Raw genomic sequence first — 26,099 nt, forward strand, 5'->3', positions numbered from 1 at the left:
TACTTTTTGGTGTATAATAGTTTTGCATCTCAGAATCTTTCTAATTGTTGTTGTGGTGATTACAATTATATCTCTCTGAGATGTTTTTTGATACCCTTAGGTGGCTAACTTCATTTTAGAACTTTCCATAAGGAATAGAACAATGTCTTAAGAAATTTCTATCATCAAATAGACTTGACAATATCCTGACACTCACTACAGTACATAAGGAGACAAAATCATGACTACTACTCGTCAAAGTAAAAAACTCGCAAAATTGGCTATCCTTGGTGTAGGGTTCTTATTCAGCTCCCAAGCTATGTTTGGAACAGTCTCAAACAAACCTACAGCTAGCACAACACCAGCAGCGGATAACTCAACTATCTTCAAAGACACCCAAAAACTTGCTACTGATTCTAATCAAGCGACTGCTGAAAACTGGATGTCATTTGGCTTCTTATTCTAAAATGTGACATACGAGTTCTTTAATCCTCAAGTCAATTAGCTCCCTTTTGAAGATAGTAAGAAATCTACACATTAAAAAATGGCTTATACTTGATTAAAATTTAACACATAAAAATTCCCAACCATCAACGTTTTTAAAACATCATGGTAGGGAATTTTATGATTTATAGATATCTTTAATACTTGTCAAAAATCAAAAATTACTTTTTTGCTTCTTTCTTAAAAGGTGCGGACGCTCAAAAGATTTGGGGGGCATTTTGAGGTGGGAAATAGAGTTGACAAAGTCAACATCAAAACTTCCTTTGGAGTTTCATTGCTACTTTTTGAGCCTAGGTCTCAAAAAGTCCGTTATAATCAAGAGTTTACTCTTGATTATAATACCACCATGGCGAAAGAAGCGATGGGAAATTGATACCTTTATTGATTCTTAAGTTTGCTCAATATGCTAATTTTGATTTTGGTTGAGTATAAACTATCCGTGATTGAAAATAGAATAGAGCAAAGCAGATAATCACTACTAGACCACTATTTATTAAAATGACTTAACCGTAATAGGTTTTATATCAACTCATCTCGACTGACTTGCTCATAATTTTGCTGACCATCATTTAGCCTCTCCCAGATGACAACCTCTCCTTGTGCTAATGACTTTTGCACATCAATAATCCGTTGATTTGAAGAACCTCTGAATTGCAACATGAGGTTCTTTTTTGTACGATCAAAACGTCCATCCACCAAAATATCAATCAAATGGAGCAATTCCAATTTATCATCGGTCTCCAGCATCATTTCTTCCCAAGTGTAACCTGTCCAAGACCAAATATCTTTCTCTGGCAATTCCCTGCGAATGCGTTTGACAAGAGGCAGTAAAATCCCTGTATTTAGGAAAGGCTCGCCACCAAGAAGTGTCAGCCCTTGCACATAAGGCTGAGCCAAATCTGCCATAATTTGGTCTTCCAATTCTTTCGTGTAAGGAATGCCTGCGTTGAAGGACCAAGTCGCCACATTATAGCAGCCTTCACAATGAAACATACAACCAGCAACATAGAGACTACAACGAACGCCTTCACCATCAACAAAATTAAAGGCTTTATAATCAATAATCCGCCCCTGACTAAGTTCCTCACTCTTCCATTCTTGCGGTTGAGGATTATTCATCACCTACCTCCTTTCACACAGGTACCATCATGCCTATATACTTGCTTCCTCAATCCAGTAGCGCTCTGTCCCCTCACGGGTATCCTCTAGGACACCCCCATTCGCCACGATAACAGCACGACTAGCTGAATTGTCAACACTACAAGTCACTAGAATTTTCCTTATATTTTTAGAAATGGCTGCGCTGACGCCCTGTTTCAACATTTCCTTGGCGTATCCCTTGCCACACTCAGATGGTCTGACAGAGTATCCAATATGACCACCTTTCTCACGTAAGTAATCATTTAATCGCAAGCGCAGATTGAGAAAACCAACAGCACGGTCCCCTTCAAAGCCGACAAATTGCACCGCAGGGACCCAGCCTTCTGGAATATTGAACCCCATCTCCGCATCCGCATTTCCAGCTAGCCATTCGTCATAATCAAAGTTTTCAGTAGTCCAAAAACCACCATCGTGAGCTGAACCCGTTTCTTCAAACTCCCGCATAAGGTTTAGCACTGCTTCTTTATCAGCTAAGGTCGGTCTGCGTATTTCCATAAAATGCCTCCAAATTCAATTCACCAAATGGCTCTTCTGAACGATTAATCTGATCACAAATCCAATGACTTAACAAACTGGATTCAGGTGACACAGGATTGATTCCAGTCTCAATAGCCTGTAAAAAAGCCTTAATAATGCTCTCAAACCCACGTTTGTAGAGTGTGGTATCCCAAGAACCAAAGTTTTTACGTGTCTGATGCGTTCCTGTAAAAATCGTCAACTCATCCAAATTTTCCAAGTGGTAAGTTAATTGTGGTGTTTGCACCTCCATGATTTCACGACGACTTCCAGACTGCAAGTTCATGCTGGCTACGATAGAGGCTTGAGCCGTCTGTAATTGAACAGATACCTGACTCAATAAACCGTCAACCAGATGATAATGGAAATGTCCCGCAATCGGTTTGTCATCAGCTAGATAAAGTGCGGTGTCCAACGGATGAATAAAGAAATCAAAGAGCTTGTATTGCAACTCACCCAGACGGTTCACATCATTTTTCTCCACCACAATGCGTTTCTTATCTGTCTGCTCTGCCATGTCCAAAACCCTAGGCGCAAAACGACGGTTAAAGCCTGCCATCAAAAAGGTACCGTTGGCTGCCGCTAGCTCATAAAGAGCCTTGGTCGTCTCGTAAACCTCCGTCAAAGGCTTATCCATGTAGACTGGAATTCCTTTTTCTAAAAACAGCTGCGCAAGGCTCACATGAGCCACTGTCGCTGCATGGATAAAGACCCCATCTAACGATGCCTCAGCTAAAGATTCGACTGTATCGTAAGTTGTGCAAGCTCCAAATAAACTTGCCACCTCTGCCAATACGGCTTGATTTCTGGTTGACACATGCCAATGAATGCCCGATAACTGTCTCATATAAGGCAAGTAAGCTTTCTGTGAGATTCCACCTAGTCCAACAATACCAATCTGTTTCATCTATTCTCCTATCCGATGTTCGTCAACTAAAAATATCTAGCCAACTCCCAAATTGCACTTATCAAAAGACCAAAAAAGCAGGTGATAGCTATTCACCACCTGCCTCCTACTTGTTCGCTTATTTTTTCTTAGTCGCTTTTTTCAAGAGCGCTTGCACGCGCGCCTTCTTATCGTTTTTTACAGTCGAATGTTTCTCGTGAAACCTTTCAACCTGCTGCATGCCCTTATAATCTAATTGATATTTTCCCATGACCTGCTCCTTTCTTTCATGCTTTTCCATTTTTTACAAAAAAGACTTTTCAAGCTCAAAAATATCTGCCATCGGTACTATTTTGGTTGAAAAACCGTCCTGACTTTCTTTAGACCAAAGAAACGGATAATAACTAACTCCTTCGTGAGGTTGGAGTTGTTCCAAATCCTGCTCCCAGCCCTCCCATCTAGCGTGACTGTAAAACATAGCCATCCTTTGAGGACTGGTACTAAATAAAATCAATTCATTGTAAGAAATGTCTAAATCTTCCCACTCTAAACCATCTGCTGAAAAATAACGAATTTTTCCATCTGATTGTTGCGCAAACAGTCCACCTGTGACATCTTCTGCTACTATGAGAGATGAGAACTCTGATAACTCTTCATTTTTGGTGGCAAAATCATACTGACCACTGCCATAAATTCGAAGCCAGTTTTCCACGACTATACCACCTGTATGAAGCAAGATATTACCCATAAAAGATTCTTCATCAATTTGATAAATTGACTTTAAATGGTCCACCGCCTGAGGATTTGGCTCACAAATCTTAACTGTCATATCTGTCTGACAATACTGTTTTTCTAACCAATCAATCATATCACTCATCAATTTCCCTCAACCTTAATCGTTGAGCCGTTCATGTGTTTCACACGTGCAGAGATTTCCTTGTGACGGCCATTGACCATCGGACGCGCCTGCGGATTTCCTAAATAGCCACAAGTACGCTTCACTACGTCCACCGTCTTAGGATCACTGTTTCCACAATTTGGACACTTAAAGCCACGTTCAGTTGGATCAAAATCACCTTCAAAATGGCAAGCGTAGCACTTATCAATTGGCGTATTGGTTCCCAAATAGCCGACACGATCATAAGCATAATCCCATACAGCTTCAAGCGCCTTCGGATTTTGTTGAAGGACTGGGTATTCGCAGTAATGAATAAAGCCTCCGCTGGCACCAGCTTCTGGGTAGATTTTTTCAAAATCTAATTTTTCAAATGGTGTTGGGTTCTTACGAACATCATAGTGGAATGAATTGGTGTAATACTCTTTATCCGTAATGTTTTCCACAATACCGAATTTCTCCGTATCCAAACGACAGAAGCGGTCTGTCAAACTCTCTGATGGTGTCGAATAAACTGAGAAATGGTAGCCGTACTCGTTTGACCAACTTTCACAGAATTCTTTCATCTGACGGACAATATCGACCGTAAAATCTTTAGCGGCAGCATTTTTCTCCCAATCGCCACCATAGAAAACCGTTGCCACCTCGTAAAGTCCAATGTAACCAAGAGATACCGTTGCACGACGATTTTTAAAGAGTTCATCAACCTTATCCGTCTTCTCCAAACGTTGTCCAAAAGCACCATATTGATAGAGGATTGGCGCATTAGCAGGCGTCGCCTCTTTGACACGCTCCACACGATAGACCAAAGCGTCCTTAGCAATAGTCATACGCTCTAGGAAAAGGTCCCAAAACTTGTCAATATCACCATCTGACTCTAGGGCAATGCGGGGCAGATTAACCGTAACAACCCCTAGATTCATACGTCCAGAAGTCACATCATTGCCATTGTCATCTTTCCATCCTTGCAAGAACGAGCGACACCCCATTGGCGCCTTGAAAGAACCTGTAAGCTCAATAATCTTATCATAGCTCAACATATCTGGGTACATGCGTTTCGTTGCACACTCCAAAGCCAATTGCTTAATATCATAGTTTGGTGTCCCTGGCTCCAAATTAAGCCCACGTTTCACCGTAAAGATTAATTTTGGAAAAATCGCGGTGCGACCTTCACGACCCAAACCTTTAATGCGGATATTAAGAATAGCCTTTTGAATTTCACGTTCAAACCAAGACGTTCCCAAACCAAAACCTAGGGACGTAAATGGTGTTTGCCCATTGGAAGTAAACAAGGTATTAATCTCATACTCCAAAGATTGCATGGCATCATAGATGTCTTTTTGTGTCTTTTGACGGGCATAATCTTCACGCTTCTCTTCGACCACCCACTCCGCAGCATCTTTCAAATGCTTTTGGTAATTAAGCTCTGCGTAAGGCGCTAAAAATTCATCAATGCGATCTGCCGTACAACCACCGTATTGACTAGAAGCCACATTGGCAATGATTTGAGAAATCTGAGCGGTCGCTGTCTGAATGGATTTCGGACTTTCCACCTCAGCATTTCCAATCTTGAAGCCATTTTTCAACATCCCTTCAAAATCAATCAAACAACAATTGGTCATTGGTGTATAGGGACTATAATCCAAGTCATGATAGTGAATGTCACCTTTTTGATGGGCATTCGCCACATGAGGTGGTAACATTTTGAGACCGATTGATTTACCGACAATACCAGCCGTCAAATCACGTTGGGTATTGAAAACATCACTGTCCTTATTGGCATTCTCATTAACCACCGTTTGGTCTTTATTAAGCAATTTATCAATTGAAAAATTAATATCCGTTGCCTTGGCACGGTCAAAATCACGTTTGGTACGGTAGTTGATGTATTCCTGAGCCAGAGCATATTCTCCAGCCTTCAAAAGCTCATGTTCAACAATATTTTGAATTTCATAAATTTTAATATTGTCATGAAAGCGATCATTGATTTCTGCAACAATACTTGCTGCAAGTCCCTCAAGTTTATTTTCAATCAGAGGTGTCAGCGATGTTATCTCATTACTTGCTCGCACTAGCGCCTGATAAATTTTATCCGTATCAAAAGCTACCTGTCTACCATCACGCTTAATTACTGTAATCGTTTTAATCACCATCACTGATACACTCTTTTCCTTTAAATGTTAACAAAGTCTATTATAGCATTACCACAAAAAAAATCAACATATTGTGCCAAAAAATATTTAAAACACAATATATTGATATCAAACCCTTATTTTAATTGGTAAACGGTAAAATGCTCTAGATTGTCTAAAGACAATTTCGTGTAATGTTTTGATAAACTTTCTGTGACCGATTGGCTCACCGTCAAGGCATTATTCACGACAACGATTTTTGATTGACTACCTAAAAAGTCATCTTCAAAGTCTCTGACACGACTGTCAGAAGCCTGATAAAGACTAGCCACCGGATAATGAGTTGCCGTACGACACTTGCTTAACAAATAAATGTCTGCCCGATTATCAATGACAACCACAGGCTCATCAGCAGCCGTATTCTCCTTAAGATAGCTAGCAATCACCGCCCGTTCACTATCCAAACTCTCATGCGTCATCTTTTGGTAAAATGGCAGAGCTAATGCCACCACTACCAAGACCACTGGACCCATCAGATGGCTAACGAGGAAGCTTCCCCACAAGCTACGCTCATCCTCTGGACGACGGTGTGAATTGCGACGCATCTGACGTTGCTTGGCAAAACCATCAAGGCTAATAACCGTTAATATTAGGCCAAATGGCAGAGCTGGCAAGAGCTGATAGAAAGCCCAGCTTTTTGACAAGACCGCCCAAACCACATAAACCAAAAGACTAAGAAATAGTAAAACACGAGACAACTGATCTGTCTTAACTTTTCGAATGTGCTCAAAAAAGACCACTCCCCCTAAAAGTAAACCAGATAAGAAAGCAAGCCCAACTTGCAGAAGCACTGTCTGCCAAAGAGAACCATCCCCCCATGCCAAATGTGTGAAATTATAAATCAGAACCTGTCTCAAATAAGGAACCGTAAGCTCAAGGGTAAAAATGAAATACCCCACCGTATAAATGATGAGAATCAATCCAAAAAAGATAGCAAGATTCTGATAGAACCCACGTGCCAAACGCTTTTGAGACAAATTATATCCTGATAACAGCACAAAAGCAATCAGCCAAAATAACAAGGTCTTAGGCTCAAAAAACAAAGCCAAGGCAGCATTAAGCCCGTAAAGAATAAAACCCTCGTCCTTAGTCATTCCTGCAAAATAACGAATAAGGAACCAAAGCCCCATCAAAACAAATGGTGCCGCCCACTGCATAGGATAAAGCCCCCCAAAACCAAGAACAATATTAGCCAAATAAAAAGCTATTCCTCCAGTCATACTAGCAGCATGGCTATCCGTATAAAACAGAATGATTTTTGAAAGCGTCACTCCTGATACATAAAGTGCTAACAATTGAATCCCAAGCAGATACAGTTGGCTTCCCCATGCCTGACTAAGACCAATGACAGCATAAAAAAGAAAACCGCCTGTTGTAAAAAGATCACTATAAGGTAATTGATTCTTCACCATCATCAATCCCGCATAAAGATTAAATTGCTGATAATCTGTCGCCAAAGAAGTCATATAAGGCAAGACAACAGTCAATGCAGTCACAATAACACTCAAAAGTAATAGTTGAAAGTGTTGTGTAAAGCCTAAATGAAAATGTCTTGGAGCTTTTGGTTCTGTCTCCTGTAGATATTGACTGTCTTCAAGAGACTCATAAATCTCTCTATCCTCACGATGTCTACGACTATACGTCCCTCGTTGAGTTATTTGCATTTCTTTAGTATCGTTCACGATAAGTCTCCTTGCTAGTTACCTTTCTAGTATAACCAAAAACTAGCATATCGTCAATTTTTCCAAGAGCTTGGCATAGCGTAACATTTCTTTAAAAGTATGCAAATACTTGGATTCATAACGTTCCATAAACGCTTTTTCTTCTTCTGTTAGTCCCATAAATAGTCTCCTTTCAAAAGAATATTCGTAACAAAAGAAAAATGTCTCCGACAAACTAAAAAAGTTGAGATAAGCACCTCAAGTACCTATCTCAACTTCTTGTCTTATTCATTTTCATCAAGGAAGCTATTGAAAACTTCTTCAATCATATCCCATTCAGCATCTGAATCTTCTGGGATTGGTTGTAAATCGCCTTCAGTACCATCTTCATTTTCAGTGAATGAGTAAGCTTGAATTTCAACTTCACCTTCTGCATCTTCTTCTGCCCCATGAGGTACAAGAAGAACATAGTTTTTACCAAATTCTTCACGCCCATCAATGGTCATCAAGATTTCAAAAAGTGTTTCGTTTCCTGCTTCATCAACAAGAGTGATCAATTCCACATCTTCGTGGTTATGGTTGTGTTCGTGTGACATAGTGTCTCCCCTTCTCTATAGGCTAAACTCAAAGATTTCTTGTTCTCTTTCTTTAGCCAAAATCCTTTATTATTAAAAATGTCTATCTAAGTAATTTTGCAAAATAAGCTGCGCTGCTAATTTATCAATGACCTTCTTACGTTTACCACGACTAATATCTGCCTGTTCAACCAACATACGTTCAGCCTGAACCGTTGTCAAACGCTCATCCTGATAATCCACTGGTAAACTGAAAAGCTCAGCAATTTTTTCGCCATATGAACGACTAGCCTCAACACGAGGTCCTTCAGTGTTGTTCATATTTTTAGGAAGTCCAACGACAAATTTGTCAACACGGTATTCCTTGACCAATTCACCTAAGCGATCAAATCCAAAGTTGCCAGCTTCTTCATCAATTTTAATGATTTCAACCCCTTGTGCAGTAAAACCGAGTGGATCACTAATCGCAACACCAACCGTCTTAGAGCCAACATCTAGTCCCATGATTCTCATTTGAGGTCAATCCCATTTCCTTTAAGATAGTAACGAACAAGCTCTTCAACAATTTCATCGCGCTCATACTTACGAATCTGATTGCGAGCGTCATTATAGCGTGGTACATAGGCAGGGTCACCACTCAATACATAACCAACAATCTGGTTAATTGGATTATAGCCCTTTTCATCCAAAGAACGATAAACACTCGTTAATGTCTCGCTAATCTCCTTGCGATTTAAATCGTTCAGATTAAAGCGGACAGTTTCTTCTGTAAATCCCATAAAAACACCCTCTTTCTGCTATGGTCATGGCTCTATTATAGCTTATTATAGAGGATTTCACAAGTTTTCTAGTGTTCTTTTAAATGACAGAATACGAAAAATTAGCCTTTTATCTAATCTCGTAACAATCACTAGTGATACTATCAGACTGCCTAACCAATAAATAAGAAAATTGAACTGTGATATAACTTTCCATACAACAAGCGTTCCTTTATTACTTTACGAGTCCGTGGCACCACAAAAACGCCAGATACTCTCTGGCGTCCCTTTTCATTTTTACAGTGCTGCACGCATGCGAGCTTGAGCGTTCTCGACATTACGAATCGAACGTGGTAAGAAGGTGCGAATATCATCTTCTTTATAACCAACTTGCAAGCGTTTATCATCAACTAAAATAGGGCTTTTTAAAATGCGAGGATTTTCTTGAATTAAGTTAATCACTTCATTAACACTCAATTCATCAAGATCAAAATTAAGGGCTTTAGCATAGCGATTTTTTGAAGAAATAATGCTTTCAACCCCTTCTTCAGTTTTGGTTAGAATATCCATGATTTCCTCTCTGGTGAGAGGCTCTTTACCAATATTTTGTTCTTTGTAAGGGAGTTTGTGGGCATTAAGCCAACTTTTGGCTTTTTTACAGCTAGTACAACTTGAAACTGTATAAATAGTAATCATGTTCCGTCTCCTTTCACATGATAGTATGATTATACCACAAACATCCTATGAATAACATAGGTCTTCGGACCTATTTGCTATTAAAATACAAGTTTTGAGGTTTTAAACACAGCGTCGTTATAAAATGTCCCACATTGATAACAACACTGACAGGCCGAACTTTCATTCACAGCAACTGACTTCTCTTTAAAAATCAGTTCCTATTCAGCCTTCTTAATCATCCAACTCAAGCTCAATAGCAATATCTTCAGTATCAATTTCCGGTGCTGAAGTAACTTCTTCGACAACTGGAGTTGCTTTAGCAGCTTTTTCTTCGTCGCTTTCTTCAAGCAAGCCATAGTGCAAACGAACCTTACGATCGATTTCTTCAAACACTTCAGGGTGTTCTTTCAGATACTCTTTAGCTTTTTCTGAACCTTGGCCAATTTTCTCATCGTTGTATGAGAACCAAGCGCCAGCTTTTTTGATAATATCCAACTCTGTCGCAATCTTAAGAAGCTCACCTGTTTGTGAAATGCCTTCACCATACATGATTTCAACTTCTGCCACTTGGAATGGCGGAGCAACTTTGTTTTTTACGACTTTAATCTTAGTTTCTTTACCAATACTTTGATCTTTTTGGTCGCCAGTCCCTTTGATTTGAGTGCTACCACGTACATCCAAACGTACAGAAGCATAGAATTTCAACGCACGGCCACCAGGAGTTGTCTCTGGATTACCAAACATTACGCCCACTTTTTCACGCAATTGGTTGATAAAGATGGCAATCGTCTTTGTTTTATTGATTGAGGCACCAAGTTTACGCATGGCTTGACTCATCATACGAGCTTGAAGACCAACATGGCTATCACCAATATCTCCATCAATCTCAGCACGTGGCACAAGAGCAGCAACTGAGTCAATAACGACCAAATCAACTGCACCTGAATCGATCAATTTACCAGCAATTTCTAGCCCTTGCTCACCTGAGTCAGGCTGAGAGAGAAGCAACTCATCAATATTAACCCCAAGAGCTGCTGCATAGGCTGGATCAAGGGCATGTTCCGCGTCGATAAAGGCAGCAATACCACCCTCTTTTTGTGCTTGAGCAACCGCATGAAGGGCAACTGTTGTTTTACCTGAACTTTCAGGACCGTAGATTTCAATAATACGTCCTTTAGGGTAGCCACCCGCACCAAGAGCGATGTCTAGCGCCAATGAACCTGAGCTCATCACTTGAACTTTCTGCTCCGCACGTTCACCCAATTTCATCACAGCGCCTTTACCAAAGTCTTTTTCAATGCCTTTTAAGGCTTCTTCCAAAGCTTTCTGACGCTCGTCACCAAATTTTTTGGTAATTTCTTCTGTCTTTTTGGTTTTCTTAGCCAATATTTTTACCTCTTCTTAGATATTCTCTCTATTATACTAAAATTTCATCAGATAATAAAGCCTGACGCACAAGATTGAAAGCATGAAGAGTGGCGATATAACGGACATCCGCACGACTACGCCCACCAATTACCACCTTAATACTTGTCACACTCTTTTCACTAGCAAGTCCTATGAAAACTGTTCCTACCGGTTGTCCCTCTAGTTCATCTGGCCCAGCGACACCTGTAAGAGAGATTGCAAAATCACTACCAACTAATAATCGTGCCTGCTCTGCCATTTTTTCAGCCGTAAAAGCCGAAACCACACCATGACCTTCCAAGTCTTCCTTAGCAATACCAAGCATTTTAGCCTTTTCTGACAAACTATAAGTCACAAAACCACCTGCAAATACTTGAGATGCTCCTGAAATATCAGCAATGCTTGATTGGAAAAGCCCAGCTGTTAAACTCTCAGCTGCTGTCAAGGTCTTCCCCTTTTCTTTCAGTAGGTTGACCACAGTTTGGGCTAGACTATTGTCATCGCCGTAACCATAGCAGAGCTCCTTGAGAGCTTTTCCTTCTAAGGTTTTAACAGACAAGATTTGACTTTCGAACCCCTCTAAACGAGCAATTGCCTCCGCCTCTGAAGTCGCCTTGGTCGAGAGACGCAAGGTCACCTCGCCCGTCTTAGCATAAGGAGCAATGGTTGGATCTGTCTGCTCATCAATCAGATCAGACAAAACCGTCACCAATTGGCTTTCCCCAATCCCAAAGAAACGGAGAACACGAGAATACAGGCGTTTATGGTCCTGACTTAGAAGTGGTACTAGGTTTTCATTAACCATCGGCTTTAGCTCACTCGGTGGACCAGGCAAGACGACATAACGAACCCCATCAGCCTCAATTAAGCCTCCTACAGCCAAACCAGTCACATTTTGGATGGGGATTGATCCTTCCACTAATTGTGCCTGACGTTCATTGTTTGGTGTTCGAGCATACTGTGGACGCGTAGAAAAGAAGTCATCTAATTTTTGACTGGCTTGAGAGTCAAAAACCAATTTTTTTCCAAGGTATTTCGCCAAAGTCTGCTTGGTTAAGTCATCCTCAGTCGGACCAAGACCCCCACACAAAATCACCAAATCGCTCCGCTTTGCCGCAATGTCAATCACAGATAAGAGACGCTCCTCATTGTCTCCAACGGCTGTCTGAAAATACACATCAATCCCCAGCTCCGCCATTTTCTCCGACAAAAATTGAGCATTCGTGTTGACAATCTGCCCTGTTAAAATTTCGGTCCCAACCGCAATAAGTTCAGCTTTCATATGACCTCCTATATGATTATTCGTTATTTATGAGGATATTTTATCATAAAAAAACTCACCTGTATAAAATACAAGTGAGGCTTTTGTAACTTATTGAACCAAATTTAATAAAGCTGGTCTTGCTTCACCAAGCATAGTTAGGTTCAACACAGGTCAGCATAGCATTTAATAATTCTTCTGGTGCTACTTTTTTCAATCCACCATAGACAGGATCACTAACTCCAGCAGATGGGTCAAGATAGTAGATATACGCTATATCTTTTCCATTTTCAGTAAGCTGAGAGCCATTTCCTATAACGTTATGTTCACCAACTTTACCAGGGTAAATTTTTGAACTATCAAAAATATAATAGACAGAGTAACATTCATCAACGAATGAAATTTCATTACAGAATTATCATTTGTAAAGCTTTTTCCTTTTTCAATCTGATTTTCTATTTTTTTGAAAGCTTTTGAAAAAATCATCTCATGATGCCTAAAGAGGCTGAGAAAAAAATTATCCCAACCTCTATATTATTTTAAATATTGAGTTAACCACCTAAAAATAAATAACCTAAAGCCATCGTTACAAAGAACGCAAACAAGAATAGTAAACCAAACCAAAAATATTTTATTTTTTTTGCATACTAATGATAATATCACTAAACATATTCCATATAATGGAAATACGTTAAGAAGTAAAGTATTACTAATAAAATAATTTTGACCTAGCCATCGATTTGGAACAAATGCTAATGATAGCCACACAAGGATAGGTATACCGACAATTAATACAAAATAATCATCAGCAATTTTTTTGATACTTTTTAACATCCTATCTATTTCCTCCTTTTTTGATATAATGATATCTTCATATTTTTTATATTTTCAAAATGTATAATATTTTCACACCTAAAGGAGGACTAATATGCGCTGGGATTATGGACAAATCTATAAAACAATCAGAACATCAAAAGGATATACGCAAAATGACGTCTGCGGAGACTTTATGAGTCGCTCCACACTTGCTAAAATCGAAAGTGGTGAAGTTATCCCTAGTTTTGAACGAATGGTATTTCTCCTCGAGCAAATAGATATGACTTTACCTGAGTTTAAATATATTTGTAACGAATATCATCCCAGTCAACGTCGAAAAATTATGACGACTATTCAAAATCAAAATTCATTCACGGAAATTCAGTCCCTGTCTAAACTACTCGAAGATTGCAAAACCTATCTTAAAACTCACCATGATGTACCAATCCAAAATCTCTACCACTCCTTACAAATTATTTTAGAAATTCGTAAAAATGGTATTGAAAATAATGAAACTTTACAAAGTATGACCCAATCTATTTGGAATTACCTAGAACCAATGGATACTTGGTATATTAGTGACTTGAAATTTCTAGGAACTATCCTCTATCATTTTGATATAGAAACCCTACCTCATATTGTTGAAAAGATTCTAAGTAGCCTTGAAAAATACAAAAACTACCGAGATATTAAGCCTTTTCAACTCACATTACTCTCTAATCTGTCAACTATATATTTACAAAAGGGACTTATTAAAGATTGTGAACAGCTCACTCATAAAATCCTGACACTCTCAAAAGAACTAAAAGTTTATAACAGCTTAGGCTTTGCCCAAGTCCGTCTCGGTATCTGTCAAAGAGATGAATCTCTGATTGACAAGGGCTTGACACTGTTAAAACTCACTGAAGAAGAGGAATTAGTTGCTACGCTTGAAAAAGAAGTTGAGCAATTTTATAGACAAAAATAAGCCTACCGAAGTGATAGGCTTTTTGGATTATTTTAACCGAAATGATTTTTTCAATTGCGTTTCCCAGTCGCAAGTGAGAATCATTTTATATTCGATTTCTTATTGAGCAATTATTGAGCCTGTGCCTCTTTTACAGCCTCAATAATTTCTACTGGTGTTGCTGCATACTCGCTCTCAAAAGCTAAATCTGGATACACCAAACTTCCATCTTCTGCTCGTAACTCTCCAGCTGATTCTCCATGCCAATCGAATCCCTCGCACATTGCGCTGATTCCCCCCCCCACTTCATCTGGGTAAGCAATAACTGGCACTTCATTTGGTATATGCGCTAAATAACTTTCCAACTCTTCAATTGGTCTATCTTTCCACACTTCTACTAGTGCATCGGTAGTTTTCATAGGAGCTACCTGAGGCGCTTCCTGAACAACCGCTGTTTCACTAGCTGATATTTGGAGAGTTGATAGTCCCCAGTAAGCTCCTAATGCTATAACCGTTGCTAATACAGTAAGCATTGTAAGTTGTTTTTTCATGTTTTTTCTCCTTATTCTTTATTGTAAACGATATAATAAGACCCCGGTTTTGGATTATAGGTGTAAAAATACTGCCACTTGTAATTGCCATCTATCAATAAAGACTGATTTTCCGAAACAAAAGTACCATGTGTCCCTTGACCGCTATATGTAGCAAAAGCCTGGTCATAATTCCCTACCATACCACTATCATTCACAGCTTTCCATTTCAAGTAAGTGCCTGAACCACTGGAAGGTTTGAATTTATAGCCTGAAAAACGCCATCCTCTACCAGAAAAATTTTCAGAAGTATAGTGCTTGCCATATTCTATCACCTTTTCTGTAGCACCTGATGGACTAGCCGCTCTAAATAGTGGAAACAACTCAAAAGCACCAATACTAGCATTTATTTTAGGTAGCGTCTTGTATTGCGCATACGTCATCAAAGTACCCCCATTTACTTTAATAATCTCAGGATCAAAGTCTGAACCGCCATCATTATCAGCAATATAACCACCTTCTGGGAGAGCCACCACCAGTTGATTGTCTGATGGCTCCAAAATGGTGAATGTCTCAGAACTACTATTTTGAGGATCTGCCGCCGAAACAGTAGTCACCGGAAGCATTAAACCAAGAGCGGTTACACAAGTCATTGATAACATTATATTTCTAATTTTCATTATTTTTTACCTCATAGTTAGATCATAATATATTGCCATAAAACTCTTTTGATCAAGTCATGCTATCTTATCCATCGAACTCACCTTCTTTCGATGTTTACTAACTAAAAGCTACGGAAGCCACGGCCACCATTGAATGTCCCCCTCACCTAATTTGTAAGTAAGGGTAACAACTGTTAGCAATAATAAAATTTTTAAAATTTGTTTTTTCATCTTCTCCCCCTCAATCTACTATTATGGTATAATAATTTTACGATAATTGTTCAAATTGAAGCATGCAGTAACATTTTATTTTTGGGAGGTAGCATATGTTACGCTGGGATTATGGAAAGTTATATAAAGAAATACGAAAATCAAAAGGGCTGACTCAAGAAGACATTTGTGCCAATGTTTTTGCACGATCTACCTTGACACGAATTGAGAGTGGAACAGTTATTCCTAAATTTGATACAATGATTTTTCTCTTGAATCAAATAGATATGACCTTAGAAGAATTTGAATACATCTGCAATTTATATTACCCTAATGAGAGGCAGAAAATCTTGAATAACGTCTCACATATTAATAGTATTGTTCCAATATCTCAGCTAGAAGCATTAGAATTGCAATGCTCTGATTACCTAAAAAATCACCATGACCTCCCCATCGAAAATCTTTCAAATAGCCTTCTGGCAAATATTTTATTGAGAAAATTTGGTGATTTTGGACAACATGCTGAACTGGATCATATAACAACTAAAGTTTGGAATTATCTAGAAAAACAAGACACTTGGTATTACGGTGATTTAAGACTTCTCAGCAATATTCTCTATTATTTCCCTTTAGAACAGGTCAAAAAAGTCACTCAAAGAATTTTAGATAGTTTAGAAAAATACTCCGACTATAAAAATATCAAATTACACCAATTCACTATTTTAATGAATTTATCAACTATTTTCCTATATCATAAGCACATCAAGGAATCACAAGCAATAGTACTATGGGCACTAGATACCGCAAAAGAAATAAAACGATTTGATTTCCTCGGTTGCGCCCAAGTCCGGCTCGGTATCTGTCAAAAGGATGAAGAACTGATTGACAAGGGATTGACACTGCTAAAACTTACTGAAGAAGATGACCTAGTAGCTATGTTGGAAAAAGAAGTTGAGCAATTTTATAGACAAAAATAGAGGTTGGGACATAAATATCTCAACCTTCTATTCTTAATGGTATTAACAGATTGACGCAGTAGTTGATTGGAAGTCCTAAACCCTTGCTACGCAATCGTTAGCGACCATCCTATACGAATGTGATGAACTTCGTTCATCTTATTTCCAACCTCCAAAGGTCTCCCAGACTTTTGGAGCTGTGCGGATGTGGGAGTGAAACTGTCCAGTGGACAGTTTCAGCCTGAGCTAAGAAACCAGAGAGTGAGGAAAATCGAAATCGTCATTTTTTGACGATTTAACGATTTTTGTCCCACTCTCTTTTTGGTTTATTTGAAGTCACAGGTTTCCTCATGATCATTGACAAGTCCTGCTGCCTGGAGATAGGAATAGACACAAACAGGTCCAACAAACTTAAACCCTCGTTTTTTCAAGTCTTTAGAGAGACTTTCTGAGAGTTCTGTCTTAGCAGGAGTATTTTGATAATTGTCAACCTTATTGACAAGAGGTGTAAAGTCCACCCAAGACCAGAGGTACTTATCAAAGGTTCCAAATGCTTTTTGAACGTTAAGAAAAGCTTGCGCATTAGCCCTTGTGGCGTAGAGCTTTGCCTTATGGCGAATGATGTCAGGATTGTCAAGCAGACTGTCAAGGTCACTATCAGTCATCTGTGCAACTTTTTCTATCTCATAATCATGGAATGCTTTGCGAAAGGCCGCGCGTTTATTTAGCACTGTCTCCCAAGACAGTCCAGCCTGATAAGACTCTAGACATAGTAATTCAAAAAGTGCTTGCTCATCATGGAGAGGCTTTCCCCACTCCTTATCATGATAATCAATGTATAAGGGATTGGTCAGTTTGACCCAACCACAACGTTTAGTCATTTGTTCTCCTTGGTATTTGGTATTTTTAACAGCTCTGTATTTTACTTAACTGAACTCCTATTTTCACTGGGTTTGTGACGCTCTCATATCTTATTTCATCAACATCTTCAGTGCTGATTTAATATAATTCTCTGCCGTGTCAGTTGTTCCTTCAAAGAAGGCTTTGATTTTCTTAAGCTCTGCTGCTTTGTAGCCGAGGGCTAAGAGGGCTTCCATAGCCTCATCCAAGGCTGGATTTCCTGCCTGAACGGTCTTAGTAGCTTTGCTATTGTCAACAGGCGCTTCGACAAATTTACCTGCCAAGTCCAGCACCATTTGTTGGGCTGTTTTTTTCCCAATCTTAGGGAATTTCATCAGGTACTTAATGTCGCTATTGTCAATCGCAGCAACCAGTCCTGCATTATCATCGACGGCAACAATAGCTAGCGCAGTCGTCGGACCAATGCCTGACACCGAAATCAGCTTGAGGAAAACCTCTTTTTCATCTTCGTTGTGAAAGCCAAAAAGCAGATGGGCATCCTCACGGATAACTTGGTGAAGGTAAATCTGAACCTCGGTACCAACCTTATCTGAAAAGCTGTAAGGATTGGCAACGTTGATGATATAACCCAGACCTGCGGTTTCCACCACAATATATTTAGCTGTAATTTTCGTTAATATTCCTTTGATGTAATCGTACATCTCTAACTCCTTTTTCTATTCTGATTTAATAACCACTCAAATCCTATCTTTAACTCTCTATACCAAACCATTCCAAAAGCGATTGCTTCGCTTTGCTTTCTGACCAGTCATGATAACTAGCAAAAATAGCTTGAACAGTTCCTAGTTTTTCAACTAACTGGTCTATGGCTAAAAAGCTGCGCCAATATTCATAAAAAATGGCAGCATAACTTCCTTCATAGGTTTTCTGTCCAAACTCTGACAGAGAGTGCCAACCATATTTTTCTTGATATAAAGCTACCAACTCTTGATTTACCGATTTTTCAGCCTCAAACTCTGTTTCCGTCAAAAAATAACGACGGCTGATGTACTCAACCATGCCCTCTTCAAACCAGATATCCTGCTCTAGATCATCATCAAAATCATCTAAGAAGAGTTCACTCCAGTGTGCTAATTCATGACCTACGATTTGTAGCAGGTAATTCTCAGAGATATTTTGATAATGCTGACGTAAAGTGGCTATTTGCTCAGTAGCTTCATAATCATCTAGTTGTTTTTCATAGAGTTCTTGCCAAACAGACAGCTCAGGTGTCATAACCATGCGGACATCATTCGTGTAGGCAGGAACAGCGATATCACGAATATATTTGGTAGCTATTATTTTATCAGACCATAAAATCACTTCTGGCAATTCGTCGACTTGAAAATTATTACTTAAATAAGCGACATAGTCTTGTAAAAGATTATCATATCGTTTCACAAACTGTTGATAAATTTCTAATTGCTCTTTCGTTTCAACGGCATATAAATGGTTCATTTTGATACCTCCTTCTCATGCATCTGCGCTGCTTTTACAATGAGAAACACCCCTGTAGTTGCGACAGTAACAAAGACAATTTGGACACCTAAAACACCTGTCAGACCACTCAAAGATACCATACCTCCTGCAAGGACAATCCCCAGCGGTTGGGCGATGGAAATAAAACCTGAATAAGACCCAATTTTATTGTCGTCCATCATCTGAGCACGTAAGACCTGGCTGGCGGGAACATTAATCATTTCACCGATGGTATAAACAACAGCTGACAGAAGGATTGGTACCAAAGTCTTAAAGGTAAAGGCTGCAAAGAGCCCGCTTGCAAAAATAGCAGAGCCCAAGACCAGTTGCGGTATCAATTTCATTTGTCGCGTCAGCCGATTGGCAGTCGTCATAAAGAGGACAATCATGATGGTATTGATTAAGACTGTGATGCTCAGCAATTTTGCCCCAGTCCCTCAAAACCCAATAAGGTGCTTGGCTGATAGATAGTCTTGTAATGAACGGCAATGTAATTGTCAATCTGAGCCCAAACACTAGCAAAGAGAATTGTTCCCGCTGTGTAAATCATGAAAATCTTGTCCTTGACCACATCACCGTAATTGGCAAAGGTTGATAGAATCCCCTTACCGTGGTTAAAAACTAGATTAACCGGTCTAGTTTCGGCAAATTTAAAGTACATCACCATAAAGGTAAATAAGGCAATTCCTGTCATGGCAATGAGCAGCTCGAAGAAATGATGATCGTAAAAGGCACCAGCAATTCCTGCTCCAAACATCACCGCAACATTGATTAACCAATAATTGATGGTGTAAACGTAACGACGGTTTTTCTCATCTGTTAGGTCAATAATCATGGCATCATAAGCAGGGTGATTAAAATTTGACATGATTTCAACAATGAAAATCCCAACAAAGGTCAAAAGTGGCATCACCCGTCCAGGAATATTGGCAAGCATGGTTAAAATATAGCCAAGTACAACACCAAAATTTCCGATATCTGCTACTTTTTTTCGTCCAATAGAATCCGATAAATGCCCTCCATAGAGGATAGCAACAAAGCTGAAAACCTGTGTAATGATGACCAACATTCCCGTGATAAAAGCACCAAAATACTCCACATAGTACATAGACATAAAAGGGAAAATAGCAGAGCCTAAAACCACAGATAGAAAACTCAACTCCAAACGCCACTGCAACTGCTTAGGTAAACTAAAAAATTCCTTCACTTCACAATCTCCTTAATCTCTACTAAGAGCGTTTCTTTCTCTCCAACACACTCTCTAAAACCCAATAGAAAAAGGTCGCTAAAGCAGAGATTCCAATCCCATCGTACCAGTCATAAGTACCACCAGAAAAGTTATTTTTATAAATAATAAAAAGTCCTGTCACAATCACGAAAAACACGAAAACAATCATTAAACGTTTTACCATTATTCATACTCTCCCTATCAATAATCTTACCTATTATAACATAAAAACCAAGGTCATTAGGTAACCTTGGTCTTCTAAGCAAGAGAATACGGTCTTCATTTTATCGTTTTTACTAATACTTCCCTAATTCTCTCAAACTGGTGTGATTTTCTTGAATACGGCGGAACATTTTTTCCATGTCAGCCTTTGTAAAGTTGACAAGAACTGGTCTGCCGTGTGGACAGTTATAGGGATTTTTCGTTTGTGATAACTGTACTAGCAAATTACGAGCCGAATAATCATCTAAGGTATGATTAGCCTTGATACTACGTTTACAGCTCATCATGATAGCAAGCTCTGCACGGTACTTCTTGATAGAAACTTCATTGGTTAAAAGTAGCATGTCACACATCTCGTAGACACCACTTTCAATCTCTTCTTCTTTCATCCAAATCGGATGCTCACGCAAGATAAAGGTATTCTCACCGTAAGGTTCTAAGTTAATCCCAACTTCATTTAACATTGGCATTTTTTCTTGTAAACTTAAAAAGTCAGAAGTTGAAAATTCAAACAAATAAGGCACTAGTAGCTGCTGTAAAGAACTGTCAACGTCTCCAATTTTATCACGATAGTATTCATATTTGACACGCTCCTGAGCCGCATGCTGGTCAATAATATAGAGTCCGCCTTTTCCTTGAGCAAAAAGATAAGTGCCGTGCATCTGCCCAAAGTAATCTAACTCGGGGAAAGTTGACTGTTCTTCATTTTCTAAATTTTCTAGAAGACGATTCAGCTTTGTCTTATTTTTAAAATCAAGACTGTCATGTTCATCATCTTCTTGAATGTACTGGCGTTCAGCAACTTTAACACTTGACGATACATTGACAACTGTGTCAACTTCTTTCAGCTCTGCTTTGTCCCTAGAAACTGGTAATTCTTCAACGAGCGTCGTCTCAGGCTTCACAAAGAAGTCTTGCTTCTCAGTATCATAATAAAGATTTGTTGATTTTAGTGGAAGACTGGTCTGTACTGGTTTCTCAACTTTTCTGACGCTAGATTTAGCTAAATTTTCCAAAGCATCTGGAATTAAATCCTGTGCTCTTAAACTATCAGCAATAGCAGAGCTAATTAGCTGCATCAGTTCTTTTTCTTTAGAAATACGAACTTCCTGCTTGGTTGGATGGACATTGACATCTGCAAGATAGGGATCAATTTGAATATCAATCACAGCTAGAGGAAAACGACCGACCATCAGTTTAGAACCATAGCCATCTAAAATTGCTCGATTGAGCAAAAAGTTTTTAATGTAACGACCGTTAATGAGAAGGGTAATATAATTACGATTGGCCCTTGTCAACTCAGGTAAAGAGACATAGCCAGACACTTCAAAATCAAGGTCTGAAGCTGAAATCTCAACCATCTTTTTAGCTGTATTTAATCCATAAATACCAGCAATAGCTTGACGTAAATCACCCGTTCCAGAAGTTTTAGTTAGTTCACGTCCATCTGCAATAAGGGTAAAAGCCACCTCTGGGTGTGCCAAACTCAAGCGATTGACCACATCAACGATATGGGCCAATTCCGACTGCAGGGTTTTCATGTATTTGAGACGAGCTGGAGTATTGAAAAAGAGACTTTCCACCGTAATTTTTGTTCCAATAGGAGTGGCAATCGGCTCAATACTTTCAATTTTACCGCCATTTGAAACTAAGATTGTCCCGTGCTCTTCACCCTCCGTAGCGGTAACAATAGTCATATGACTGATTGAAGCAATAGATGGCATGGCCTCACCACGAAATCCAAGCGTTCTGATACGAAAAAGATCTGCCTGTGTCTTTATCTTACTAGTGGCATGGCGGCGTAGAGCAAGTTCAACATCACTTGAGCTCATTCCCTCACCATTATCGGTAATTTGAATTTTTTTAAGACCAGATTCTTCAATTTCAATCGTTATTTGACTGCTTCCTGCATCGATAGCATTCTCAACTAATTCCTTTACCACACTTGCCGGGCGCTCAACCACTTCACCAGCAGCAATTTGGTTTGCCAAAACTTCAGGTAATTCAATAATTTTAGTCATAATTATCCTCGCTTTACTTGTCTTTTATTATACCATAAGAAAACAGAGGTAGGCTCAACAGAACCTACCTCTCTTCGTCTATTCTATTTTTAAGGTCACAAGAACCATTCACGTAGCAGATAACTACAGTAATTTTTTCAACTCATATAAAGCATTCATAGCTTCCATTGGTGTCAAATTCATGACATCAATCGTCTTTAATTTTTCAATCAGTGCTGAGTTTTCATTCTCTGAGAAAAGGCTGAGCTGTTCTACCTGAGAACTCTCTATCTCTTGATGCGCTTGCTTATCTACCGTATGTAATTGCGCTGCACTTGACTCTAGGTTGGTCAAAATATTATCTGCACGATTTAATAAGGACTCTGGCAGACCTGCAATTTTAGCGACATGAATACCATATGACTTATCCGCAGGGCCCTCTGCAATTTTATGAAGGAAAGTCACTTCCCCGTCTTTCTCCAAGGTCGCCACATGAACGTTGACAAGCTTTGTCAAGGATGTTGACAGATCTGTCAACTCATGATAATGAGTAGCAAACATCGTCTTAGCTCCAACTTTGTCATGAATGTACTCAATGATTGACTGAGCCAATGCCATTCCATCGTAGGTGGCCGTACCGCGTCCCAACTCATCAAACAAAATCAAAGAATGTTGTGTCGCTCTTTGAATGGCATGATTAGCTTCCATCATTTCCACCATAAAGGTAGATTGACCAGAAATCAAATCATCCGCCGCTCCAATTCTTGTAAAAATAGCATCAAAAACGGGTAAGGAAACAGACTCTGCTGGAACATATGACCCCATTTGAGCCATAATGACTGTCAAAGCTAACTGTCTCATGTAGGTTGATTTACCAGACATATTAGGACCAGTAATCAGCTGCATGGTTGTCTGACTATCAAAATGGATACTATTGGGAATGTAAACTTGAACTCCCATAACTTTTTCGACAACCGCATGGCGACCTTTTTCAATAGCAATCGTTTGATTATCATTAAATGCTGGGCGCACATAGTGATTAATCTCTGAAACCACCGCCAAACTTTGCAGAACATCAACCGTTGCGATTGCTTTAGCCAATCCCTGTAAACGATCAATGTAGCGCTCAACCTGTGCACGAATGCGCATAAAGATATCGTATTCTAGCGTTGCAGATTGCTCGCGCGCCTCAAGCATTTCACCTTCAATTTTTGCTAATTCTGCCGTTCCAAAACGCTCTGAATTTTTAAGAGTTGCCTTACGGAAAAAATAATCTGGGACTAAAGACAGGTTAGAGTTGGTCACGTGGAAATAGTAACCATCTTTTCGGTTGTAATCAATTTTGAGGTTATTGATTCCTGTCGCAGCACGTTCTCGTGCCTCAATATCAGCAATCCAAGTGGTTCCCTCTTTCATGACTTTACGATATTTGTCTAAGGTTTCGTCAAAGCCTGTTCGGATGATATTTCCCTCAGAAACCGTCGCTGGGGCATCTGGGTCAATAGCTGAGCGAATAAGATTTTCGAGTTCAGGTAAGGTGTCAATTTGATTGACAAGTTTGTCAACTGCTTGATGTCCAAATGATTCTAAAATCGCTTTGATATAAGGTACCTGAGCTAAGGTTTGTCCTAACTGTAACAAATCTTTAGGATTTGCCTTACCAAATGACACTCGGCTTGCTAGCCGTTCAATATCATAAACACCTTTAAGACTATCCGATAAATCACTACGCTCAATGAATTGCTCTAAAAAGACAGATATGATTTCCTGACGCTCTAAAATGCGCTCCAAGGAAACTAAAGGTCTGTCAATCCAGTTGCGTAACAAGCGCATGCCCATGGCTGTTTTAGTTTCATCTAACAACCAGTAAAGACTGCCATGCTTTTTAGTCGTCCTTGCATTTTCAAGTAAATCTAAACTTGACTTCGTTGCATAACTCATTTGAAGGTAATCCTTAACTTCATAATGAACCACCTTTTGCAAGTGAGATAATTCTCTCATTTGAGTGCGATGAATGTATTGCAATAATTTTCCAGCGGCAGCTTTTTCCAAATCTGTCAACGTATTGTCAATTAAATGACCATCGCTGTAAACCTCTAACTCCTGAGACAGCAAGATGTTCATCTGCTTGGCTAAAACGTGCTCATCTTCTTCAGACAACTGATAGCCGATAACCACTTCACGCGCCTTAAGGTTCTGCACTTCACTGCAGACACTCGAAAAATCAGATAAGTTAGTCACAAAAAACTCACCGGTTGAGACATCCATATAAGACAGGGCAAAGTCCTGTCCGTTACGGTCAACAGCAACAAGAAAATTATTGCCACTATCTGGTTTTGTAGAATCAACAGCTGTCCCTGGAGTAATCACCTGGACAACTTCACGTTTCACCACACCGACTGCAGTCTTAGGATCTTCCATCTGCTCCGCAATAGCAACCTTGTGTCCCAAATCCACTAGCACATCAATATAAGTCTGTGCCGAATGATGGGGAACACCCGCCATAGGAATGGGATTGTCTGCATTTTTATTACGACTCGTTAACCCAATCTCTAAAATCTGCGCAGCTTTTACCGCATCCTCGTAAAACAGTTCGTAGAAATCGCCCATGCGAAAAAGTAAAAAAGCATCTGGATATTGTGCTTTAATATCCAAATACTGTTGCATGCCTGGCGAAATTTTTTCATTTGCCATAATATTATTATAAAAGGGGCTACAGAGCATAAATTAGCCATTTCAGTAGTGAGCTTTGATCATCGTGTGTCAATCAACTACCGAAAAATCAGCTCTGTTGCTCTGCCTTTTCCCTTGTTTAGTTAGGGTCGCTAACCAAACACTCCTTTCCCAAGAGTATTGCTTTATTAAAGACTAGTGAGCAAGTCTTTTTCATACTCACTTGCAATGACCTCATCCTTGCAGACAACCAAAAGCGTATCTGCTCCAGCAACTGTCCCTAAAATATTGTCATTCGCATCTTTATCAATGATGTTCGCTAAAACATCCGCCTCACCTAGCTCTGTGTGAAAAACAAGCATAAAGCCCGCACGCGCCACTCGACGGATATAAGACCTAGCCGCTTGACTAAAGTGTAAACTAGCCGCTTCAGATAAGCTATAGTAAAGTTTGCCATTTTCATCGCGCAGTTTTAAGAGACCAAGCTCTCGTAAATCACGAGAAAGTGTTGCTTGTGTCACAGAAATGCCATACTCTTCAAGTATTACTTTTATCTCTTCCTGTGTGCCAACATGACGCTCTGAGATAATTGTTTTAATCAACTCATGTCTACTCTTTTTATTAACCATGTGTTACCCACTAAAATTGATAAGAAATAAGTAACCAGTCAGTCCTCTATCTTTAAAACTACTTATTTTCCTAACATTTTAGCCTGTTCAGTTTTACTTCTGACTGAACAATCCTTTCTCTGCTTTTATTTACCATCACATTTTCTTTGTCATTTTTCATTTCAATCTCTAAAATTATATCAAATACAATGAAAATATACAAACCAAAAATACTTTTATCCTTAAAAATATTTCTAAAAAATCAATTTGGAAAGTTCTAAAATGAAGTTAGCCACCTAAGGGTATCAAAAAACATCTCAGAGAGATATAATTGTAATCACCACAACAACAATTAGAAAGATTCTGAGATGCAAAACTATTATACACCAAAAAGTA

At 39.2% G+C, this 26,099-nt stretch carries 25 protein-coding genes and 2 pseudogenes; 3 read left to right on the plus strand and 24 right to left on the minus strand.

The window, feature by feature from the left end:
* The first annotated feature begins 220 nt into the window (after positions 1-220).
* Positions 221-445 carry a hypothetical protein gene (locus EAF07_RS09030; protein ID WP_121836235.1) on the plus strand — a complete coding sequence of 75 codons (225 nt, stop codon included), beginning with the start codon at positions 221-223 and terminating at the stop codon, positions 443-445.
* Between the two features lie 557 nt (positions 446-1,002).
* Here EAF07_RS09030 and nrdG read toward each other — a convergent pair.
* The 14 genes and pseudogenes from nrdG to EAF07_RS10815 all read right to left on the minus strand — a co-directional run.
* Positions 1,003-1,602 (minus strand): anaerobic ribonucleoside-triphosphate reductase activating protein, encoded by a 600-nt coding sequence (nrdG, locus tag EAF07_RS09035; protein WP_121836236.1) that lies wholly within the window; start codon positions 1,600-1,602, stop codon positions 1,003-1,005.
* Positions 1,603-1,635: 33 nt separating this feature from the next.
* Positions 1,636-2,139 (minus strand): GNAT family N-acetyltransferase, encoded by a 504-nt coding sequence (locus EAF07_RS09040; RefSeq protein WP_121836237.1) that lies wholly within the window; start codon positions 2,137-2,139, stop codon positions 1,636-1,638.
* Complete coding sequence (locus EAF07_RS09045; RefSeq protein WP_121836238.1) at positions 2,111-3,067, minus strand: Gfo/Idh/MocA family protein; 957 nt, start codon at positions 3,065-3,067, stop codon at positions 2,111-2,113. The genes EAF07_RS09040 and EAF07_RS09045 overlap by 29 nt, the downstream gene beginning before the upstream one ends.
* 118 nt (positions 3,068-3,185) lie before the next feature.
* Entirely contained in the window at positions 3,186-3,317 is a 132-nt protein-coding gene (locus EAF07_RS10875; protein ID WP_121836239.1) for a hypothetical protein, read from the minus strand.
* 33 nt (positions 3,318-3,350) lie between these two features.
* A complete protein-coding gene (locus tag EAF07_RS09055) occupies positions 3,351-3,923 on the minus strand; it encodes a DUF2625 family protein (RefSeq protein ID WP_121836240.1) in 573 nt (190 codons plus the stop codon).
* Positions 3,923-6,094 carry an anaerobic ribonucleoside-triphosphate reductase gene (nrdD, locus tag EAF07_RS09060; protein WP_121836241.1) on the minus strand — a complete coding sequence of 724 codons (2,172 nt, stop codon included), beginning with the start codon at positions 6,092-6,094 and terminating at the stop codon, positions 3,923-3,925. Before nrdD ends, EAF07_RS09055 begins: the two co-directional genes overlap by 1 nt.
* 116 nt (positions 6,095-6,210) lie before the next feature.
* Positions 6,211-7,815, minus strand: a complete 1,605-nt coding sequence (locus EAF07_RS09065; RefSeq protein WP_121836242.1) for a DUF2079 domain-containing protein — start codon at positions 7,813-7,815, stop codon at positions 6,211-6,213.
* 263 nt (positions 7,816-8,078) lie between these two features.
* Positions 8,079-8,390 (minus strand): DUF1292 domain-containing protein, encoded by a 312-nt coding sequence (locus EAF07_RS09070; RefSeq protein ID WP_121836243.1) that lies wholly within the window; start codon positions 8,388-8,390, stop codon positions 8,079-8,081.
* 72 nt (positions 8,391-8,462) lie between these two features.
* Complete coding sequence (ruvX, locus tag EAF07_RS09075; protein WP_121836244.1) at positions 8,463-8,882, minus strand: Holliday junction resolvase RuvX; 420 nt, start codon at positions 8,880-8,882, stop codon at positions 8,463-8,465.
* Positions 8,879-9,148 (minus strand): IreB family regulatory phosphoprotein, encoded by a 270-nt coding sequence (locus EAF07_RS09080; RefSeq protein WP_027974214.1) that lies wholly within the window; start codon positions 9,146-9,148, stop codon positions 8,879-8,881. The genes ruvX and EAF07_RS09080 overlap by 4 nt, the downstream gene beginning before the upstream one ends.
* A gap of 276 nt (positions 9,149-9,424) precedes the next feature.
* On the minus strand, positions 9,425-9,823 hold the full coding sequence (gene spx / locus EAF07_RS09085) for a transcriptional regulator Spx (protein WP_121836245.1): 399 nt from the start codon (positions 9,821-9,823) through the stop codon (positions 9,425-9,427).
* A 213-nt stretch (positions 9,824-10,036) separates the two neighbouring features.
* The gene (gene recA / locus EAF07_RS09090; RefSeq protein ID WP_121836246.1) at positions 10,037-11,191 is read right to left on the minus strand and encodes a recombinase RecA; all 1,155 of its coding nucleotides are present in this window, start codon (positions 11,189-11,191) and stop codon (positions 10,037-10,039) included.
* Positions 11,192-11,222: 31 nt separating this feature from the next.
* Positions 11,223-12,494, minus strand: a complete 1,272-nt coding sequence (locus EAF07_RS09095; RefSeq protein WP_121836247.1) for a competence/damage-inducible protein A — start codon at positions 12,492-12,494, stop codon at positions 11,223-11,225.
* Between the two features lie 124 nt (positions 12,495-12,618).
* Positions 12,619-12,855, minus strand: a pseudogene (locus EAF07_RS10815) (C39 family peptidase); the annotation flags it as partial.
* Positions 12,856-13,401: 546 nt separating this feature from the next.
* On the opposite strand from EAF07_RS10815, the gene EAF07_RS09105 reads away from it, so the two are divergent.
* Entirely contained in the window at positions 13,402-14,256 is an 855-nt protein-coding gene (locus tag EAF07_RS09105; RefSeq protein WP_121836249.1) for an Rgg/GadR/MutR family transcriptional regulator, read from the plus strand.
* 110 nt (positions 14,257-14,366) lie between these two features.
* On the opposite strand, the gene EAF07_RS09110 is transcribed toward EAF07_RS09105, so the two are convergent.
* Together EAF07_RS09110 and EAF07_RS09115 are read right to left on the minus strand one after the other, a co-directional pair.
* A complete protein-coding gene (locus EAF07_RS09110; protein WP_121836250.1) occupies positions 14,367-14,786 on the minus strand; it encodes a hypothetical protein in 420 nt (139 codons plus the stop codon).
* 11 nt (positions 14,787-14,797) lie between these two features.
* Positions 14,798-15,445, minus strand: a complete 648-nt coding sequence (locus EAF07_RS09115) for a hypothetical protein (protein ID WP_183121691.1) — start codon at positions 15,443-15,445, stop codon at positions 14,798-14,800.
* Between the two features lie 308 nt (positions 15,446-15,753).
* Between EAF07_RS09115 and EAF07_RS09120 the strand changes: the two genes are divergently transcribed.
* Positions 15,754-16,614 (plus strand): Rgg/GadR/MutR family transcriptional regulator, encoded by an 861-nt coding sequence (locus EAF07_RS09120; RefSeq protein ID WP_121836252.1) that lies wholly within the window; start codon positions 15,754-15,756, stop codon positions 16,612-16,614.
* A 305-nt stretch (positions 16,615-16,919) separates the two neighbouring features.
* On the opposite strand, the gene EAF07_RS09125 is transcribed toward EAF07_RS09120, so the two are convergent.
* From EAF07_RS09125 to argR, 8 genes and pseudogenes are all read right to left on the minus strand, one after another.
* Positions 16,920-17,474 carry a DNA-3-methyladenine glycosylase I gene (locus EAF07_RS09125; RefSeq protein ID WP_121836253.1) on the minus strand — a complete coding sequence of 185 codons (555 nt, stop codon included), beginning with the start codon at positions 17,472-17,474 and terminating at the stop codon, positions 16,920-16,922.
* 90 nt (positions 17,475-17,564) lie between these two features.
* The gene (gene ruvA / locus EAF07_RS09130) at positions 17,565-18,155 is read right to left on the minus strand and encodes a Holliday junction branch migration protein RuvA (RefSeq protein ID WP_121836254.1); all 591 of its coding nucleotides are present in this window, start codon (positions 18,153-18,155) and stop codon (positions 17,565-17,567) included.
* A 49-nt stretch (positions 18,156-18,204) separates the two neighbouring features.
* Entirely contained in the window at positions 18,205-18,951 is a 747-nt protein-coding gene (locus EAF07_RS09135; protein ID WP_121836255.1) for an elongation factor Tu, read from the minus strand.
* Positions 18,948-20,179 (minus strand): annotated as a pseudogene (locus EAF07_RS09140) (MFS transporter). The gene EAF07_RS09135 and the pseudogene EAF07_RS09140 overlap by 4 nt, the downstream one beginning before the upstream one ends.
* Positions 20,180-20,201: 22 nt before the next feature.
* The gene (locus EAF07_RS09145; RefSeq protein ID WP_121836256.1) at positions 20,202-20,384 is read right to left on the minus strand and encodes a hypothetical protein; all 183 of its coding nucleotides are present in this window, start codon (positions 20,382-20,384) and stop codon (positions 20,202-20,204) included.
* A gap of 112 nt (positions 20,385-20,496) precedes the next feature.
* Positions 20,497-22,443, minus strand: a complete 1,947-nt coding sequence (mutL, locus tag EAF07_RS09150; protein ID WP_121836257.1) for a DNA mismatch repair endonuclease MutL — start codon at positions 22,441-22,443, stop codon at positions 20,497-20,499.
* 123 nt (positions 22,444-22,566) lie between these two features.
* Positions 22,567-25,116: a DNA mismatch repair protein MutS gene (gene mutS, locus EAF07_RS09155; RefSeq protein ID WP_121836259.1), complete on the minus strand. Its 2,550-nt coding sequence runs from the start codon at positions 25,114-25,116 to the stop codon at positions 22,567-22,569.
* Between the two features lie 167 nt (positions 25,117-25,283).
* On the minus strand, positions 25,284-25,724 hold the full coding sequence (gene argR, locus EAF07_RS09160; RefSeq protein ID WP_121836258.1) for an arginine repressor: 441 nt from the start codon (positions 25,722-25,724) through the stop codon (positions 25,284-25,286).
* Positions 25,725-26,099 lie beyond the last annotated feature (375 nt).

It is taken from the genome of Streptococcus hillyeri, from assembly GCF_003686955.1.
Taxonomy (GTDB): domain Bacteria; phylum Bacillota; class Bacilli; order Lactobacillales; family Streptococcaceae; genus Streptococcus; species Streptococcus hillyeri.

What these genes read in the sequence shown, in the direction of transcription:
- EAF07_RS09110 (WP_121836250.1), bottom strand. Translation starts at nt 14,786, where the DNA reads ATGAAAAAACAACTTACAATGCTTACTGTATTAGCAACGGTTATAGCA.
- EAF07_RS09070 (WP_121836243.1), bottom strand. Translation starts at nt 8,390, where the DNA reads ATGTCACACGAACACAACCATAACCACGAAGATGTGGAATTGATCACT.
- EAF07_RS09040 (WP_121836237.1), bottom strand. Translation starts at nt 2,139, where the DNA reads ATGGAAATACGCAGACCGACCTTAGCTGATAAAGAAGCAGTGCTAAAC.
- EAF07_RS09105 (WP_121836249.1), top strand. Translation starts at nt 13,402, where the DNA reads ATGCGCTGGGATTATGGACAAATCTATAAAACAATCAGAACATCAAAA.
- EAF07_RS09145 (WP_121836256.1), bottom strand. Translation starts at nt 20,384, where the DNA reads ATGGTAAAACGTTTAATGATTGTTTTCGTGTTTTTCGTGATTGTGACA.
- spx (WP_121836245.1), bottom strand. Translation starts at nt 9,823, where the DNA reads ATGATTACTATTTATACAGTTTCAAGTTGTACTAGCTGTAAAAAAGCC.
- EAF07_RS09115 (WP_183121691.1), bottom strand. Translation starts at nt 15,445, where the DNA reads ATGAAAATTAGAAATATAATGTTATCAATGACTTGTGTAACCGCTCTT.
- EAF07_RS09080 (WP_027974214.1), bottom strand. Translation starts at nt 9,148, where the DNA reads ATGGGATTTACAGAAGAAACTGTCCGCTTTAATCTGAACGATTTAAAT.
- EAF07_RS09125 (WP_121836253.1), bottom strand. Translation starts at nt 17,474, where the DNA reads ATGACTAAACGTTGTGGTTGGGTCAAACTGACCAATCCCTTATACATT.
- mutS (WP_121836259.1), bottom strand. Translation starts at nt 25,116, where the DNA reads ATGGCAAATGAAAAAATTTCGCCAGGCATGCAACAGTATTTGGATATT.
- EAF07_RS09135 (WP_121836255.1), bottom strand. Translation starts at nt 18,951, where the DNA reads ATGAACCATTTATATGCCGTTGAAACGAAAGAGCAATTAGAAATTTAT.
- mutL (WP_121836257.1), bottom strand. Translation starts at nt 22,443, where the DNA reads ATGACTAAAATTATTGAATTACCTGAAGTTTTGGCAAACCAAATTGCT.
- EAF07_RS10875 (WP_121836239.1), bottom strand. Translation starts at nt 3,317, where the DNA reads ATGGGAAAATATCAATTAGATTATAAGGGCATGCAGCAGGTTGAAAGG.
- nrdG (WP_121836236.1), bottom strand. Translation starts at nt 1,602, where the DNA reads ATGAATAATCCTCAACCGCAAGAATGGAAGAGTGAGGAACTTAGTCAG.
- ruvA (WP_121836254.1), bottom strand. Translation starts at nt 18,155, where the DNA reads ATGTACGATTACATCAAAGGAATATTAACGAAAATTACAGCTAAATAT.
- EAF07_RS09055 (WP_121836240.1), bottom strand. Translation starts at nt 3,923, where the DNA reads ATGAGTGATATGATTGATTGGTTAGAAAAACAGTATTGTCAGACAGAT.
- EAF07_RS09030 (WP_121836235.1), top strand. Translation starts at nt 221, where the DNA reads ATGACTACTACTCGTCAAAGTAAAAAACTCGCAAAATTGGCTATCCTT.
- ruvX (WP_121836244.1), bottom strand. Translation starts at nt 8,882, where the DNA reads ATGAGAATCATGGGACTAGATGTTGGCTCTAAGACGGTTGGTGTTGCG.
- nrdD (WP_121836241.1), bottom strand. Translation starts at nt 6,094, where the DNA reads ATGGTGATTAAAACGATTACAGTAATTAAGCGTGATGGTAGACAGGTA.
- argR (WP_121836258.1), bottom strand. Translation starts at nt 25,724, where the DNA reads ATGGTTAATAAAAAGAGTAGACATGAGTTGATTAAAACAATTATCTCA.
- EAF07_RS09045 (WP_121836238.1), bottom strand. Translation starts at nt 3,067, where the DNA reads ATGAAACAGATTGGTATTGTTGGACTAGGTGGAATCTCACAGAAAGCT.
- EAF07_RS09120 (WP_121836252.1), top strand. Translation starts at nt 15,754, where the DNA reads ATGTTACGCTGGGATTATGGAAAGTTATATAAAGAAATACGAAAATCA.
- EAF07_RS09095 (WP_121836247.1), bottom strand. Translation starts at nt 12,494, where the DNA reads ATGAAAGCTGAACTTATTGCGGTTGGGACCGAAATTTTAACAGGGCAG.